Here is a 17,090-nt window from a genome sequence, read left to right as displayed (position 1 = left end):
TATTTTGAAATGAAGTCAGATGAAATAATTTCTATACCTTAGAAGTTATAATGATAATCAAATAAATTAGTTTACAGAATATGAAAATCAGGATTTATCTTATTGCTGCAATATCTGTGCTTTCGGGAGGATTATATGCTCAGGAAACGAATCAGAAAGATGTGGACGGAAATCGACACGGATTATGGACGGGTGTTTATGAGGACACGAAAAATATACGCTATGAGGGCACTTTTGATCATGGTAAAGAGATAGGTGTTTTTAATTATTATGATAATGTTGCTAAAAAGACTTTAATGGCAACGAGAGAATTCAATTATGATAAGAACAGCGTATATATTATTTTCTATGATCATAAAAAGAATAAGGTGAGTGAAGGTAAAGTGCTTGTAAGCAGTAAAGAATATGATGGTGAATGGAAATATTATCATAAGGAATCACCAAAGATTATGACGCTGGAAAATTATGTAGACGGAAAGTTACAAGGTGTCAGAACGGTATTTTATCCTAACGGTAAACTTGCTGAGGAAACGAATTATGATAAGGGAGTAAAGAATGGGGTATATAAAAAATATACTGAAAAAGGAACTGTTTTGGAGAAGTCTAATTTTAAAGATGGAAAATATGAAGGAGAGGCGGTGTATTCTAATTCCAGAGGAGTAGTACTGATGAGAGGGAAATTTAAGAATGGAAAGAAAAGTGGTATCTGGAAATCTTTTGAAAAAGGAAAGTTGGTAAAGGAAGAAAATATGGATCAAGTTAAGAAATCTGTAAAAGCAAAGACGAACTAAATAATTAGTAGTATTTTTGCATAAAATTTCAAACATTGGAATTGCAATGTTTTGATTTTCTTAATTTTAATCTTTCAATTATAATAGAATGAAACGTGTTGTTGTAGGTCTTTCAGGTGGTGTGGATTCAAGTGTTGCAGCTTATTTGCTTCAGGAGCAGGGCTATGAGGTGATTGGTCTTTTTATGAAGAACTGGCACGATGATACGGTTACTATTTCTAATGAGTGTCCCTGGTTAGAGGATAGTAATGATGCTTTGCTGGTTGCTGAGAAATTAGGTATTCCGTTTCAGACGGTTGATCTGAGCGAACAATATAAAGAACGTATTGTAGATTATATGTTCAATGAATATGAAAAGGGACGTACGCCTAATCCGGATGTGCTGTGTAATCGTGAAATCAAGTTTGATGTGTTTATGAAGATCGCATTAAGTCTTGGGGCGGATTATGTGGCAACGGGTCACTATTGCCGTAAAGGTACTATTGAGAAGGATGGTAAAGAGATTTATCAGCTTCTTTCCGGTGCAGATGGTAATAAAGATCAGTCCTATTTTTTATGTCAGCTGTCACAGGAACAACTGGCGAAATCGTTATTTCCTATTGGTGAATTAATGAAACCGGAAGTACGTGAGATTGCGGCTAAAATGGATTTGGTTACTGCTGATAAAAAAGATTCTCAGGGATTGTGTTTTATCGGAAAGGTAAGATTGCCGGAATTTCTACAACAAAAACTACAGCCAAAGGAAGGTGCTATTATTGAAGTAAATGCGAAGGATCCGATTTATAATACGGAGACTCCACAATTTGAAAGTGAAGAACAAAAACTGATCTTTGAATCTCAAAATGTTCCTTATACTCCTGCAGTTGGTAAAATTGTAGGAAAACATCAGGGAGCACATTATTTTACCAATGGTCAGCGTAAAGGGCTTGGGGTAGGAGGAACGGTAGAACCTTTGTTTATTATCGCTACGGATGTAGTGACGAATACGATCTATACCGGTCAGGGGAGTCAGCATCCGGGATTGTTTAAAAAAGCATTGTTTGTAGACCGATCAGAGATCCACTGGATCAGAGAAGATTTAGCTTTGGCTAATGGGGAAACTATGGACGTAATGGCACGAATTCGTTATCGTCAGGAATTGCAACAGGCTACCTTACATCAGTTTAAAAACGGAATGTATGTTTCCTTTAAAGAACCGCAGTCTGCTATTACCGAAGGGCAGTTTGTTGCCTGGTATCTGGGAGAAGAGTTACTTGGTTCCGGTGTGATTTCATAAAGTAAAATATTTTTATTACCATATTATAAAGACTGTTCTTATTATAGAATGGTCTTTTTCATTATAGATATATCAGAAATCTGAAAAGAATTAGATTTATTGCGTTGTTTATTTTCTTTGTGGGCATAAGCTAGAACCTTGCGCTAGTGTATAAAAAATAAAAAAGCTGCTCTAAAAGAAGAACAGCTTTTTTCAACAAACAAATGAAACTTAAATATTTAGGGTTGGTTATAAAAAGGTACGAAACCGTATTTTATATCAGTTTAAAATATCCAGAAGGATAAATGATTTTTTCAAATTCTCATTGGATTGTATTTCTTTTAAATTCTCCAAAGAAATAGTTCCGGTAATATATCCTGCTTCGTGGTTTAGATAAGACTCATCTACTTTTTTAAAATATTTTTTTAAAGCAGTAGCGTCTTCATTCTGGTGTCTCAGAAATACTTTCAGATTTACATCATCAGACAGAATTAAATTTTCCTGTTGTTTTATTTTTTTATATTCATACTGATAGTCATAGGTTAAAGCGGATATATCTGACAATACTGCGGAAGCTGTTGGATGAGCCCCTGCACCTTTCCCTACAAAGAATTGAGTGTCGGCAAAACTGGTTTTAGTAAGTACTCCGTTAAACACATCATCGACATTAAAGAGTCTGTTTTCACTATCTATAAATTTAGGAAGTACGAAAGCGGCTATTTTACCTTCCTGTGTTTTAAAAGCCTGAGCGATCAGTTTAATTTTTAATCCTTTTTCACGGGCATATTTTAACTCTAGTCCACCGATGTTGTTGATACCGATATTAAAAAGATCTTCGGGTTGCGCAATATAACCAAAGGAATGTGCAAGTAAAATAAGTAGTTTGTATTTTGCATCAAATCCTCCGGTATCCAGAATAGGGTTACTTTCTGCATAACCGTTATCCTGCGCCTGTTTTAAGGCTTCGTCATAAGATATATTATCGGTAAAGGTTTTTGTTAGAATATAATTAGTAGAACCATTTACGATTCCTTCGATTGATTCGAGAAGGTCATTATCATAGTATTCTTCCAGATTTCTAATGATTGGCATACTGGCGCAGCAGGCGGCTTCATATAATAATGGAACATTATATTTGCGTTGTAATTCGAGTAGTTCTGTAAAATGTTCTGCAACCATTTTTTTATTGGCAGAAACGACTGCTTTTCCGCTTTTCAGTGCTGTAGAAACAATTTCAAAAGCAGCGTCTGCATCGTCGATCAGCTCGACTACGACATTGATCTCGGGATCATTGAAAATATCATTTTTATCAAAAGTGAAATTTTCTGCTCCAATCTCTCTTTTCTTGTTGTGATCCTTTACGCAGATATTTTTAATATTTGCTTTTAATCCCGGCGTTTTCTGTAGTACTTCATATAGTCCGAAACCAACGCATCCAAACCCGAATAATCCTATGTTTAATTTTTTTCTTGACATTTCCTGATTTTATTATTTTGATTCTTTCAGAGTATATTCTGCTCTGAAAGAATCTGAGAACTATTTTATTTTTAAGTGTAGCACTCTGTTTTATTTTCTTTCTTCTTGGCTTTTGATTCTTTTTTTAAGAATATACACTTTATTTTTCCGTTGATTTCAAAAGCTGAATGATATTAGTTAGAGCTTACTTCTTGTTTTGCTTGTTGTTTTACTGCTGTTGCAATAGCTTGTTTTAAATCGTCTATCAGATCGTCAGCATCTTCGAGTCCTACGGATAAACGGATTAAACTGTCTGTTACACCGGACTGATAGCGTTTTTCTGCTGGAATGGATTTATGAGTCATTTCGCATGGAAGGCAACATAAACTTTTTACACCACCAAGGCTTTCTGCGAGTTTGAATAATTTAGTGTTAGATACGATTTGTGTAGCCAGTTCTTTATCATCAATTATAAGATCGAAAGTAACTACTCCGCCAAAATATTTTTGTTGTGATTTTGCAATTTCATGATTTTGGTGCGTAGGTAAACCGGGATAGTAAACGTTTTTGATCAGTTTTTCAGTGGTTAGGAATTGAGCTATTTTTAGCGCATTGTCTGCATGTTGTCTGATACGTAATGTAAGTGTTTCGATACCACGAATTACTAACCAGCTGTCAAAAGGTCCGAGGATTGCACCGGATGCATTCTGAATAAATTTAATTTTATCTCCAAGTTCCTGTGTTGCTGTAACTACTAATCCTGCAATCAGATCACTGTGCCCTGAAATGTATTTAGTAGCACTGTGTACTACAATGTCAGCTCCCAATTCAATAGGTCTTTGAGCAATAGGGGAAGCAAAGGTATTATCAACGCATAGAAGGCTGTTGCTTTCTTTTGCAATTTTAGCGATTGCTCTGATGTCTGATATTTTTAAGGTCGGGTTAGTTGGGGATTCGATCCAGATTAGTTTTGTATTTGGAGTTACTGCTTTGGCTACATTAGTAGCGTCTGTAGCATCTACATAGGTTACTTTGATACCGAATTTTTCATAAACGTGGGTGAATAGTCTGAAAGCACCTCCGTAAATATCGTCTACGGCAATGACTTCATCTCCTGCTTTTAATAATTTTACAACGGCATCAATTGCGGCAAGTCCGCTGGCAAAGGCATAACCGTTAGTTCCTTTTTCCAGTTTGGCAATAATATCTTCCAGTACTTTTCGTGTTGGATTATTACTGCGGGCGTAATCAAAACCTTTGTGAACTCCGGGGGCTTCCTGAACGAATGTAGAAGTTTGGTAAATTGGCACTGAGATTGAACCGGTTAATTCATCTACGGGAATACTGTTTAGGATTTGTGTTTGCTCTTTCATCTTTAAATAAATTTTTAGTTTTTAAATAATTTTTTCTCAAAAAAAATTCAAAACCAGATATCAGAAGAGCGGAAATAAAAAATGCTCTCCCGATAAGTCAGAAGAGCATATTATTATGTTGAGGTAATAAACTGCTGTTTTCTAAGCTTATCTGTCCCTGCAAAATGCAAAGGTTGAATGTGGCACCTTATACGAATAAATCGAACAGGTTGCCAAGACGTCATCGGGTCAATTCCCTCGGTCTTTCTGGATAAGAATAATCTTTTAAAGAACTGGTACAAATGTACAATAGAAAAAAATTAATTTCCAAATTAATTTCAAAAAAAATTAAAACTAATTTTTAACATGATTATAATCAGTGTATTATAATTATATTTTTTTATTTAAAAAAGTTTGTTTTCTTTTAAAAAGAGTAGATTTGAGATAATGTAATAAAGAAAATTGAAAGTAAAGCAAGTACGATTCCGATATAATTAATCTGGGACATTTTTTCTTTAAAAAATAAAATGCCAATGCAACTGCCTACTACAATTACTCCCATATTCATAGCAGCGAATACGGTTGACGGATTTTCTGAAAGGGCTTTATGTGCTTTGAGATAAAATAGGATATTTCCAAAATTGAAAAGACCTAAAATACTTCCGAATAAGAAGTTTCGAATTTCGAGCTTTGTAATACCTTTTATCAGCTGATAGCAGACAATAGCAATTGCTACAATAAAAGCACAACCAAAAACAGTGAACAGGGAGGTGGTATAAACTATGTTTTTATGTAATGCAATTTGTTTAAACAGTATATCAATAATTCCAAATCCCAAAAGAACTATAATGGGATAGAACCAATTATTATTTTGGGCTGTATTAAGACTATTCTTTTTTGACAGTGTAAAAAATATAGCTATAAATCCAATGAGGATTCCACCTATTTTCAGGGTATTAAAGTCTTCTTTAAAGATAAAATAAGAAGCTATTATGGGGATAAATAAGGATAGTCGTTGCGCAATATCTGTTTTTACAATTCCGATATGTTTTACGGAAGCAGCAAGAAACAGGAAGATTGTAGGTAGTAAAATTCCTAATGAGAGATAAACAGACCATGGTGCTTGTTGATTTACAGTACTCAAATCGGGTTTAAAGGTAAAAAAACAAAGGAGAAGAGCAAAAAAATAATTCCAGGTGACGATCTGAGTGATACTTATATTGTGGCGTTTTGCTAGTTTTAATAATACTGCCACTGTAACGCTGCAGAATATACTTAGAATGATATATAACATTGATTTTTATTTAATGAAAATAGTCTGAGCAAATTTAGACTGTTTTTTTGAATATTTAAATGCTTTATGTTTTATAAAATCTGTGATTTTGTAAAGGAATTAATTCGTTTCTGAATGACATTATAAAATAAAAAATTTAATCATTAAATATCAGAATATTCAATCTGGTTACTCTTTTTTAGATTAATAAACCAGAGTTGATGAAACTGTGAGTAGAATTGAGTAGTGTGTGAAAAATAAAATTATAATAATTTGATATATAGTGTGTTGTTTTTTAAAATAACTAAATGACAACTAATGACAACTTCATTTTTTGGTTGTATTTTTCTAAATTTATTTCTTTGCGATTGTCTTAATTTGAAATACTAAATAACCGTACTGTCCCATAAAAATATAGTGTTTTGTAATTAGGGTTTATTGTAAAAATATAAAATTTTAGAATTATTTTTTATGAAAAATTATTTTATTTTTCCCATATTTTATTTTTTTAATACGATTGTTGCTTTTGGTCAATTTTATGACGAAAAACAAATTGATAGTTTATTATTTTTAGTTCATGAATTTCGGGGAACATCTTCTGATCAGACAATTCCTCTAAGTTTCCAGATTATTACCTATTCTCAAGAAATAGGATATTCAAAAGGGGTTGCTTTAGCCTATACTTATATAACTGAAGAATGTTATGATACTGATCAGCTTAAAAAAACATTGTTTTATGCTTTTAAGGCGGAAGAAATAATAGAAACTATTAAAGAAGATGAGCTTTTAGTTGATATTATTCGATTAAAAGGGCTTTGTTATATGAATTTGGGGTTATATACTACAGCTAAAACAGAACTGGAAAAAGGATTAATGATTGCTGATAAAATCGCAGATGCTGATAAAAAAAGAAGAAGAAAAGGGCTTGTTTATACTGCTTTGGCAAATTTGGCTGAACGGACAGATCAGCCGCAGAGTTTAATAACATTTTACAAAAAAGAAAGTTATAATGAGTTTTTGCAAATAAGAAAAGAAACACGGATTAAAAATATGGGATTATTCCATAGTCTTTTAGGTTTGGGGATTAATTATATGAAACTCAAAGAAAATGATTCTGCGGAATACTATTTTAATAAAAGTCTGGAATTAGCAACTCAGATAGATTATACCTATGCAAAAGGAGCCGCCTATTATAATTTAGGAATATTATATCATACAAAAAAACAGTATGATCAATCTGTTATTTATTACAGAAAGGCGATTACTGAAGCAGAGAAAATTAAACATATTTATCTCTTGAGATGTATTTATATGGAGCTTTCAAAGTCATATAAGAGACTGAATGATATAGTCTTAGAGAAAGAAAGTCTTAATAATTATATCACATTGGAAAATATTTTATTAAAAAAAGATAAAGAATTACTAAATGAATCAATTGATTCTTTCCTTAAGAATAAAGAAGATTTGTTTAGTGATATCACAAAAAAATTACTGAAAGAAAAGATATTTCTTATTGGTATAAATGTAGTTATTTTTTTTCTTTTATTTTTTTTCTATAAGAAGTTAAAATCAGAAAGAATAATTCGGAAAAAGAAAGGAATACTACTAAAAAAACAGCATAGAGAATTAAAACGGTTGGTTGATCTGAATGTTGTTACTGCTAAAGAAGTAGCAGATCTGGCAAGGAATAAGGATACTTCTTTTTTTATCCGGTTTCAGGAATTATATCCTGATTTTATTGAAAAAATTTCTTCTAAGACAGTAAATTCAATATTAATTTCTTCTGAACTGATAATGTGTGCCATGATAAAAATGGGCTTTACTACAAAAGAGATTGCACAAAATTTAAACACAACAGTAGAAGCTGTAGAGAGTAGGAGATACAGATTAAAAAAGAAATTCAATATGTTGTTTTCAAATGAAGATTTCACCGTCTGGATAATGAATATTTAATTTTATTTATTAAAATAGTCATAAATTATTTTATGACTATTTTTGTTATGTTTAAGTATATGTTTTATGAAAGACTGTTTATTATTTTCAGTATTATATTTTCTGTTTTTTAATACTACTGTTTCTGCTCAAGTTTATAATGAGAAACAGATAGATAGTTTATTGAATATTGTTTACAGTTATATGGGAAATGTTCCGGATAAAGCAATTCCGTTAAGTCTGGAAATTGTGTCTGCTTCAAAAAAAATAAAATATACTAAAGGACTTGCATCTGCTTATATCTATATTGGTAAAGGATATTATAATCTATATCAATTTAAAGAAGCTTTAATTTATATTTCCAAAGCAGAAACAGAAGCAAATACCATTCAGGATGCTATATTATTATCTGATATTTCTAGATTAAAAGCAATGTGTTTTACTCATATGGGTCTTTATACTGTTGCCAGAAAAGAACTGAATAAAGGATTCGCTATTACTGATATGATTAAAGATCAGGATGAACAGCACAGGAAGAGAGGGTTTATTTATAGGGTAATAGTGAGTATTTTTGTTGCCCAACATGATATACTAAATGATTCGTTATTATATTATAGTAAGAAAAGTTATGATGAATTTTTGCAGATGAAAAAAGAGACCTTTTTGAAAAATGAAGGATTATCTGCTGCTGCTTTAGAATTGGGTGTTGACTTTATTTCATTAAAAAAGAATGGTTCTGCAGAGTATTATTTGAAAAAGAGTCTGTTTTTTGCTGATAAAATAGATTATAAATATGGACAGACTAAAACACTTAAATTTTTAGGAGAGTTGTATTATATAAAATAAGAATACAATCAATCTATTATTTATTATAATGAAGCGATTGCTAAGGCAAAAAAACTTCAATGGGGATTTCTTTTAAAAGATTGTTATTTCGGATTATCAAAAGTATATAAAACTACGGGTAATGATGAGGGAGCTAAGGAATCAATTAATTCTTATATTCAGTTAACAGACAGTCTTGCTATATTAAATAAAAAAACAGTAAATGAGTCTGTAGAATATGTTATTAAAGAAAAAGAGAAGCGTTACAAAAATGATACTTTCAGATTGCAGAAGGTGAAATTTTATTTAATAGGAATCAATATAATAATTGCAGTTATATTATTTTTATTTTATAAAAGATTAAAATCAGAACGATTAAAAAGAAAAAATAACACCGAATTACTGAAAAATAAGGAAAAAGAATTACAGCAATTAATAACATCCAACGCTGTTACATTTGAAGAAGTATTCCGACTGGCAAAAAACAGAGATGCTTCCTTTTTTATTAAATTTCAGGAATTATATCCTGATTTTGTAGGAAAAATATCTGAAAAATCAGGAGGGGTAATGCTTATTCCTAATGAGCTGATACTTTGTGCAATGATAAAACTTGGGTTTATAACAAAAGAAATTGCACAAAATTTAAATACTACAGTAGAATCTATTGAAAGCAGAAAATACAGGGTAAAAAAGAAGCTTAATCTTTTATTTTCAAATGAAGATTTTACCATGTGGATTATGAATATTTAGTAACAGGGGATTGAAATATTTTTAATAATAAACAAAACTGATCTGATTCTGAAAAAAAAAGATACAAGATTAATACCGATAAAAGTATAATTTTTAAAATAGTAGTAAGCGTATGTTTACTACTATTTTTTATTTTATAAGTTTTTATTTAGTTCTGTAGATGTGTTTTAGTTTATGCCCAAACAAAAAAACATGAATTTTTGTGTGTCGTTATTTCAAGACAGATGAAGGTTAGATGGTATTAAGCTTAAAAATAAATCTTTTATTTATTATAAGAAAGTTGTTTTTGTTGGATAGTAAATAAAGGTGTTTAAATTGTTTATTTTCAACGTTTAACGTGTAATGACTACTAATGACTACCTCTTTTTTTTTAGTTTTTTTTTTATTGTTGTTTATTTGCACGTTTGTATTTAAACAGAAGACTATTCGGAAAATAAGGAATAGATAGAGGGCATGATTATCAATAAAAAAAGAACTATGCGCTCCGGGTTCTAACAGATCATTGTGAATTTTTGATAAGCTTTAAAAAAAGTTCTTATACATGATTGTATGGAGAAGATAGCACTGAAAATAATAAATAATAAATAATACCATAATGAAAAATACCAATTTCTTATTTCAACTAACTATATTGATGTTCCTTTTTATTTCCTTTTCGTTATCTGCACAAACTACAGATAAAAAATATCATAGAGGTTCCGGTATAGGAACTTTAACTCCGGATTCCAGTTCCTCTTTAGAAGTAAAAAGTGATACTACCGGAGTATTGATTCCCAGAGTTTCCGGTTTGACAAATAATAATAGCACGTCGTCTATTAAAAATCCGGCTAACGGTTTATTGGTTTATAATAAAGACAAGCAATGTTTAAGTCAAAATATTGGTACCCCGGAGGCACCGGACTGGATCTGTATTAGCGGAAATATAGTAAAATTCTTTTATATGCCCTCAATAGCATTAGATATTAGTTCTTCATCAGGTTCATATAATTTGTTTGAGTTGTATAAAAAACAATTTTCTATGCCGGTAGTAGCGAGTGAAGGTGCACCTGCACAAATTCCTTTTTTTGGTTCAGCAGAAGATTTATATTATTATGTAACGGCCTATAGTAAAGTTGTTTTTGAAGATGTAAAAGTAAGTACGGAAGGTGTTTTAACTTACAAAGTAAAGGTAGATGCCCAGAGTAATAGTGACAGTAGTGATTTTATGAATATTATTCTTGTTGTTAAATAATACAGAAACAATGAATCAGATTAATTTTTTTATGATACATACTAAAAAGTATAGAGGAAGAAAAATCTTTTCTTTTTTTCTTTTCCTTTCTTTATTGAATTTTACCTCTGTTATCTATGGGCAGCAAACGGGCTGTCCAAATGATTTTGATTGTGACGGAATTATTGATGCTTTAGATATTGATGATGATAATGATGGTATTTATGACCATATTGAATCACCGGGTTGTTTTTACCTGAATAAAGCAATTTATGAAAGTGGAGATCGAACAGAGTTGTTTGATGTTAGTACTACTTTACCCTATACTGGTGGAAGGTTGGCAGAACTGGTAGATGGAGTAACTAATGCAGGAGGAATTAAAATTCCTGCTTCGATCCCTATAGAGAATCTTGAGATTTTCAGACTAACAACGAAGCTGGCTTCTGGGATAGCGTATTCTTCTATTACATTAACCCTTAGTAGTTTTATTTTTAATACTGGGCCTAAAGGGATTTTGCAGGGATCAAATGATGGTCTGAGCTGGACGGATTTAACGGAGGATAAACAGCTGGGAACTTCTAATCCGGTTCCTATTTTGGTTACTAAAAATCAGGGAATGTATCGCTATTATCGCTTATTGGGTACGGTAGGTAAGACGGTAGTATATAGTCGGGATCTTATAGAAATTACTGGAACAGTTGAGAATTATATACCTTCTTTCTATCCAAAAGCAAAATGTGAAGGGGAGGATTTGGATGGTGATGGTCAACTGAATCATCAGGATTTAGATGCGGATGGTGATGGTGCTTTTGATGTACTTGAAGCTGGATTTTCAGGTAATACTAACGGGATGGCAGGTATTATGGTTGATTCAAATGGAGCGGTTCTTGGTCATAGCTATAATGTACCCTATGAATATTATAAAATTGCAACCATTGATGCTACTAAAGATACTGATGGAGATGGTGTTCAGGATGTATTCGATATTGATGATGATAATGATGGTATTTATGACCATATTGAATCACCGGGTTGTTTTGAATTGGATAAAAAAGTCTATGAAACCGGAGATCAAACTGCACAATTGGAGGTTAGTACTACTTTACCCTATCGTGGTGGAACTCCACGAGAGTTAGTAGATGGAATAATCAATGTAGGGGGCGTTACGATTCCAGCTAGCACTTCTTTACAAAATCAGGAAATTTTTAGACTGACCACAAAATTAGCGATTGGTATTGAATATTCTTCTATTGTATTAACTTTTAGTAGCTCTATTTTCAGCACCGGATCCAAAGGGATTTTGCAGGGATCAAGTGATGGTCTGAGCTGGACGGATTTAACAGAGAATAAGCAATTGGGAACTTCTAATCCGGTTCCTATTTTGGTTACTAAAAATCAGGGGATGTACCGCTATTATCGTTTGTTGGGTACAGCAGGATCTACTATTGCCGGTAACCGAATTCTTATAGAAATTACCGGAACGGTTGGGAATTATATACCGTCTTTCTATCTGAAAGAAAAATGTGAAGACGAAGATTTAGATGGTGATGGTCAACTGAATCATCAGGATTCAGATGCTGATGGGGATGGTGCATCTGATGTATTGGAAGCCGGGTTTTCAGATCCTGATGGGGATGGAATAGTAGGGAGTAAACCTGTTACAGTAGATCGATATGGGGCAGTTCTCGGTCATAGTTATAATGTACCCTATGAATATTATAAAATCGTAGCAATTGATGCAACAAAAGATACGGATGGTGATGGTGTCTGGGATGTATTCGATATTGATGATGATAATGACGGTATTTATGATCATATCGAATCACCAGCTTGTTTTGAGTTTGAGAAAAAAGTGTATGAAACTGGAGATCGAAGAGAACAATTAGGAGTTAGTACTACTTTACCCTATACTAACGGAACTTTGGAACAGTTAGTAGATGGGGTGGTAACCTTTACATATGGAATTATGATTCCAGTTAACACTTCTTTACAAAATTAGGAAATTTTTAGACTGACCACAAAATTAGCGATGGGTATTGAATATTCTTCTATTGTATTAACTTTTAGTAGCTCTATTTTCAGAACAGGATCCAAAGGGATTTTTCAGGGATCAAACGATGGTTTGAACTGGACGGATTTAACGGAGGATAAGCAGCTGGGAACTTCTAATCCGGTTCCTATTTTGGTTACTAAAAATCAAGGAATGTACCGATATTATCGTTTGTGGGGTACAGCAGGAACTACTATTGGTAGTATCCAAACTCTTAGAGAAATTACCGGAACGGTTGGTAATTATATACCTTCTTTCTATCCAAAAGTAAAATGTGAAGGAGAGGATATAGATGGAGACGGAATCCCAAATCATCAGGATTTAGATGCGGATGGTGATGGTGTTTTTGATGTACTGGAAGCTGGTTATTCTGATCCTGATGCGGATGGTGTTTTAGGAAATAGTCCGGTTACGGTAGATTCACATGGAGCAGTTCAGGATCATAGCTATGCTGGTCCGTTGTTATATTATAAACTGAAAGAGATTAAGATTACAGAAGATGCCGATGGAGATGGTGTCTGGGATCTATTTGATGTAGATGATGATAATGATGGTATTTATGATCATATTGAATCACCTGGATGTTTTACTCTTAAAAATGTTTTTGAAACCGGAGATAAAAGAGAAGTGCTTGAGGTTAGTACTACTTTACCTTATACTGGCGGAATGTTGACAGAACTGGTAGATGGAGTAACTGATGCAGGAGGAATTACTATTCCTGATTCGACTCCTTTACAAGGCAAAGAGATTTTCAGGTTAAGCACCAGGTTGGCTTTGAATATTGAATATTCTTCTTTTGTATTAACTTTTAGTAGCTCTATTTTCAGCACCGGATCCAAAGGGATTTTGCAGGGATCAAGTGATGGTCTGAGCTGGACGGATTTAACAGAGAATAAACAGTTGGGAACTTCTAATCCAGTTCCTATTTTGGTTACTAAAAATCAGGGGATGTACCGCTATTATCGTTTGTTGGGTACAGCAGGAACTACTTCTTATATCCGAACTCTTAGAGAAATTACCGGAGTAGTGGGGCATTATATGCCGTCTTTATATCCGAAAGCAGCATGTGAAGGAGAAGATTTAGATGGAGACGGAATCCCGAATCATAAGGATTTGAATGCAGATGGCGATAGTTGTAATGATGTTTTGGAGGTTGGTTTCTTAGATGATGATAAAGATGGAATATTAGGAAACAGTCCGGTTACAGTAAATCAGTATGGAATGGTTGTTTCAGCACAGGGATATACTCTTCCAAATAATATGTATTGGCTGGATATTACTAAAAATGTCTGTACAGGAGAAGGAATTCTTTTGGAGGAAGATTCACATTGTTCTGATTTAGAAAATCTCAGCAGCGATACCAATTTAGCACAATCTATTTTCCATTCTACTATAGTAACGACTAAAGACGGTTTTTCCATATTCGGACAGGCAACTAATCCTACTGACTCAGGTGATCTGGAAACGCCTACTCCTATGATTCCGGAAAATGGATTTACTTATGAAGGAAAAATCAGATTGGCAACATTAGGAGGGGAAACTGGTGGAGGTGATCCAAGTCAGTATTTTATACTGTCAACAGAAGGATTGTATACCTGGGGACCTTGGAAAAACATGTCTATTCCTACAGGATGGACTACTAGTACTGGGTTTTCAAAGATTCAGCTGCCAGCTGGTATTGCTCCTGAAAATATAAAGAATATGAGTGCGAGTTATGGTAATCTAGTGTTGTTAACCAAATTAGGAGAGGTGTATATTGTAGCTGGAGATTATAGTACTGTTTATCCTGCTATTTATGGAGATGGAAGTACTGTTATAGATAATGCATGGCATAAAGCAGCAATTAGGCAGGTAGTTTCTATTAAAATCAACAGTTCTGGTCAGGCATTGGCAGTAACTAATTCAGGAGGATTATATACCTGGGGGACTAATGTTTATTTAGGAGATGGTTCAGCATCTCAAATTTTATCTGTTCCAACTCAAATGACACTTCCTTCAGCAATAAGCAAGGTTAAAATGACGGCTCTGACTAACAACAAAGAAAGCGCTACTTATTTTGTTTTAGGAGAGAATAAAAGAGTGTATTCTTTAGGAGAAGGAAATTTTGGGCTTTTAGGTATTAATTCGATACTATCTTCGACTACTTGGCAGACAGTAAAAAGCCCAGTATCAGGAGTAGGATCAGGTACCGGCTATCTGGAAAACATTAAGTTCATTACAGCCACTCTCCATGATGATTCTGATGGTGCAGCCGGAGCGATTGATGAGGATGGTGTGCCTTATTTTTGGGGAGAAAATAGTAGTGCACGTTTAGGAGCTTCCGGAGGTATTGTACTTTTACCAAGGGTACCAGATGGAATAATACCGGGATTTCATAATATTATTGCAGTTGAAATGGGAGGGCATGTTACTCCTATTATTGATAAACGATTGGGGAAATTCGGATATGTAGGACATATGACTTCGGGAAGTATGGGAATACCGGGAGAAGGTACAATAAATAGATACGATTTTGAAAATACTCCTGTAGTCGATTTTTGTAATATTGTAATCGGTGGTCGCAAAAAAATGCGTGTTACGGTTAATCCGATGAATATCATTCCTACCCTTATACAAAAAAAGGATTAAGTTGGATTGAAAAAACAATAAAAAGTAAATACGTTTTTTTAGTAAAACAGGTTGTTTAAAAGTGATTTTAGGCAGCCTGTTTTTGTTTATCAGTCTGTTTTTATAACAAGCGGCAATATTGATTATCCAGGAGTTTCTTAAAATTTTTAATCTTGTAGTGAAATTAATTTGTCTCTGACTGATAGTATAAAATGAACAATAGTTCAGTTTATCTGAAAATTTGGGTTGTTTGAAAATCAAATAATCAAGTCTCTAAACAAAATTATTTTGTAGATTTGGTTTTATTAACTTTATTGAGATTGTTTTTTTATATCAGATGTTCTAACCATCGGAAAATCCAATAACCAATCTAAGAATTTCATATACTAATGAATAGAATTACAAAACTTTTTAATATTAAATATCCGATTATTCAGGGAGGAATGATCTGGAATAGCGGTTATAAACTGGCAAGTGCTGTAAGTAATGCAGGAGGACTGGGGTTGATAGGAGCCGGTTCGATGTATCCGGATGTATTACGGGAACATATTCAGAAATGTAAAAAAGCGACAGATAAACCATTTGGAGTAAATGTTCCAATGTTATATCCCAATATAGAAGAAATCATTACTATTATTGTTGAAGAAGGAGTGAAGATTGTTTTTACATCTGCCGGAAATCCTAAAACATGGACTTCATTTCTAAAAGAAAAAGGAATCACAGTGGTACATGTAGTCAGCAGTGTAAAGTTCGCTTTAAAAGCACAGGAAGCAGGTGTTGATGCTGTTGTAGCAGAAGGTTTTGAGGCAGGGGGACATAACGGAAGAGAAGAGTCAACTACTTTAACGCTGATTCCAATGGTAAAAGAACAGCTTCAGATCCCTCTGATTGCTGCAGGTGGAATTGCTACCGGAAGAGGAATGCTTGCAACCATGGTATTAGGAGCAGACGGAGTACAAATGGGTTCTCGTTTTGCAGCTTCAACAGAATCATCAGCACATGATAATTTTAAACAACTCATCGTTGATACTCCGGAAGGAGGGACGCATTTAACTTTAAAGGAACTGGCTCCGGTACGTTTAATTAAAAATAAATTCTTTCAGGATATACAGGATCTGTATACAAAAGATCCTACTCCCGAAGATTTAAAACGATTATTGGGTAGAGGAAGATCAAAACGAGGTATGTTTGAAGGTGATCTGACCGAAGGTGAACTGGAAATAGGGCAGATATCCGGATTGATAAAAACAATACAACCGGTTGAAGAAATTATAAAAGAGATTATTACGGAATTTGAAAAGGCTACTGTAGAAACACAAAGCCTTTTATAGTTGATAGTTTTTGTGAGATGTAAAATGTTATTAGTAGCTGTAGGGTTTAACCGCAATGGGCGCAAAGACTTACGCAAGGTTCGCAAAGGTTTTTTGAATACTGTAAACGGATACTGACAACTGAATACTCCCCTTCGCTAACTTTAAACCTTAAACAAAATCTGTAAATATCCAGTATCCTAAACCAACAACCAACAACCAACAACCAACAACCAACAACCAACAACCAACAACCAACAACCAACAACCAACAACCAAC

At 33.4% G+C, this 17,090-nt stretch carries 12 protein-coding genes and 1 riboswitch; of the genes, 9 read left to right on the top strand and 3 right to left on the bottom strand.

The genetic code is table 11. The features are described 5' to 3' along the window. Nucleotides 1-80: 80 nt before the first annotated feature. On the top strand, nt 81-791 hold the full coding sequence (locus AC4FQX_RS14155) for a toxin-antitoxin system YwqK family antitoxin (RefSeq protein WP_491168370.1): 711 nt from the start codon (nt 81-83) through the stop codon (nt 789-791). An 88-nt stretch (nt 792-879) separates the two neighbouring features. Beyond that, complete coding sequence (mnmA, locus tag AC4FQX_RS14150) at nt 880-2,067, top strand: tRNA 2-thiouridine(34) synthase MnmA (RefSeq protein WP_491168369.1); 1,188 nt, start codon at nt 880-882, stop codon at nt 2,065-2,067. 258 nt (nt 2,068-2,325) lie between these two features. Here the strand turns inward: mnmA and AC4FQX_RS14145 are convergent, their stop codons facing one another. The 3 genes from AC4FQX_RS14145 to AC4FQX_RS14135 form a co-directional block, all read right to left on the bottom strand. Beyond that, entirely contained in the window at nt 2,326-3,522 is a 1,197-nt protein-coding gene (locus AC4FQX_RS14145; RefSeq protein WP_491168368.1) for a homoserine dehydrogenase, read from the bottom strand. A 173-nt stretch (nt 3,523-3,695) separates the two neighbouring features. Next, a complete protein-coding gene (locus AC4FQX_RS14140; RefSeq protein ID WP_491168367.1) occupies nt 3,696-4,874 on the bottom strand; it encodes a trans-sulfuration enzyme family protein in 1,179 nt (392 codons plus the stop codon). Between the two features lie 144 nt (nt 4,875-5,018). Then, a riboswitch (SAM riboswitch) is annotated at nt 5,019-5,131 on the bottom strand. A gap of 146 nt (nt 5,132-5,277) precedes the next feature. Continuing rightward, nucleotides 5,278-6,147 (bottom strand): EamA family transporter, encoded by an 870-nt coding sequence (locus tag AC4FQX_RS14135; protein ID WP_491168366.1) that lies wholly within the window; start codon nt 6,145-6,147, stop codon nt 5,278-5,280. A gap of 450 nt (nt 6,148-6,597) precedes the next feature. On the opposite strand from AC4FQX_RS14135, the gene AC4FQX_RS14130 reads away from it, so the two are divergent. From AC4FQX_RS14130 to AC4FQX_RS14100, 7 genes are all read left to right on the top strand, one after another. Then, on the top strand, nt 6,598-8,079 hold the full coding sequence (locus AC4FQX_RS14130; protein ID WP_491168365.1) for a tetratricopeptide repeat protein: 1,482 nt from the start codon (nt 6,598-6,600) through the stop codon (nt 8,077-8,079). Between the two features lie 66 nt (nt 8,080-8,145). Beyond that, nucleotides 8,146-8,904 carry a hypothetical protein gene (locus AC4FQX_RS14125; RefSeq protein WP_491168364.1) on the top strand — a complete coding sequence of 253 codons (759 nt, stop codon included), beginning with the start codon at nt 8,146-8,148 and terminating at the stop codon, nt 8,902-8,904. 273 nt (nt 8,905-9,177) lie between these two features. Next, nucleotides 9,178-9,633, top strand: a complete 456-nt coding sequence (locus AC4FQX_RS14120; protein ID WP_491168363.1) for a helix-turn-helix transcriptional regulator — start codon at nt 9,178-9,180, stop codon at nt 9,631-9,633. Between the two features lie 595 nt (nt 9,634-10,228). Next, nucleotides 10,229-10,864 carry a phage tail-like protein gene (locus tag AC4FQX_RS14115; protein ID WP_491168362.1) on the top strand — a complete coding sequence of 212 codons (636 nt, stop codon included), beginning with the start codon at nt 10,229-10,231 and terminating at the stop codon, nt 10,862-10,864. Nucleotides 10,865-10,895: 31 nt separating this feature from the next. Next, nucleotides 10,896-12,842: a hypothetical protein gene (locus tag AC4FQX_RS14110; RefSeq protein ID WP_491168361.1), complete on the top strand. Its 1,947-nt coding sequence runs from the start codon at nt 10,896-10,898 to the stop codon at nt 12,840-12,842. Nucleotides 12,843-12,872: 30 nt separating this feature from the next. Continuing rightward, nucleotides 12,873-15,521 (top strand): RCC1 domain-containing protein, encoded by a 2,649-nt coding sequence (locus AC4FQX_RS14105; RefSeq protein WP_491168360.1) that lies wholly within the window; start codon nt 12,873-12,875, stop codon nt 15,519-15,521. A 368-nt stretch (nt 15,522-15,889) separates the two neighbouring features. Then, nucleotides 15,890-16,831: an NAD(P)H-dependent flavin oxidoreductase gene (locus AC4FQX_RS14100; protein WP_491168359.1), complete on the top strand. Its 942-nt coding sequence runs from the start codon at nt 15,890-15,892 to the stop codon at nt 16,829-16,831. Nucleotides 16,832-17,090: the final 259 nt, after the last annotated feature.

The sequence above is a fragment of the Flavobacterium sp. AK-301 genome, from assembly GCF_058310215.1.
The sequence above is the reverse complement of the archived record's forward strand: the minus strand, read 5'-3'. Positions and strand labels throughout refer to the sequence as shown.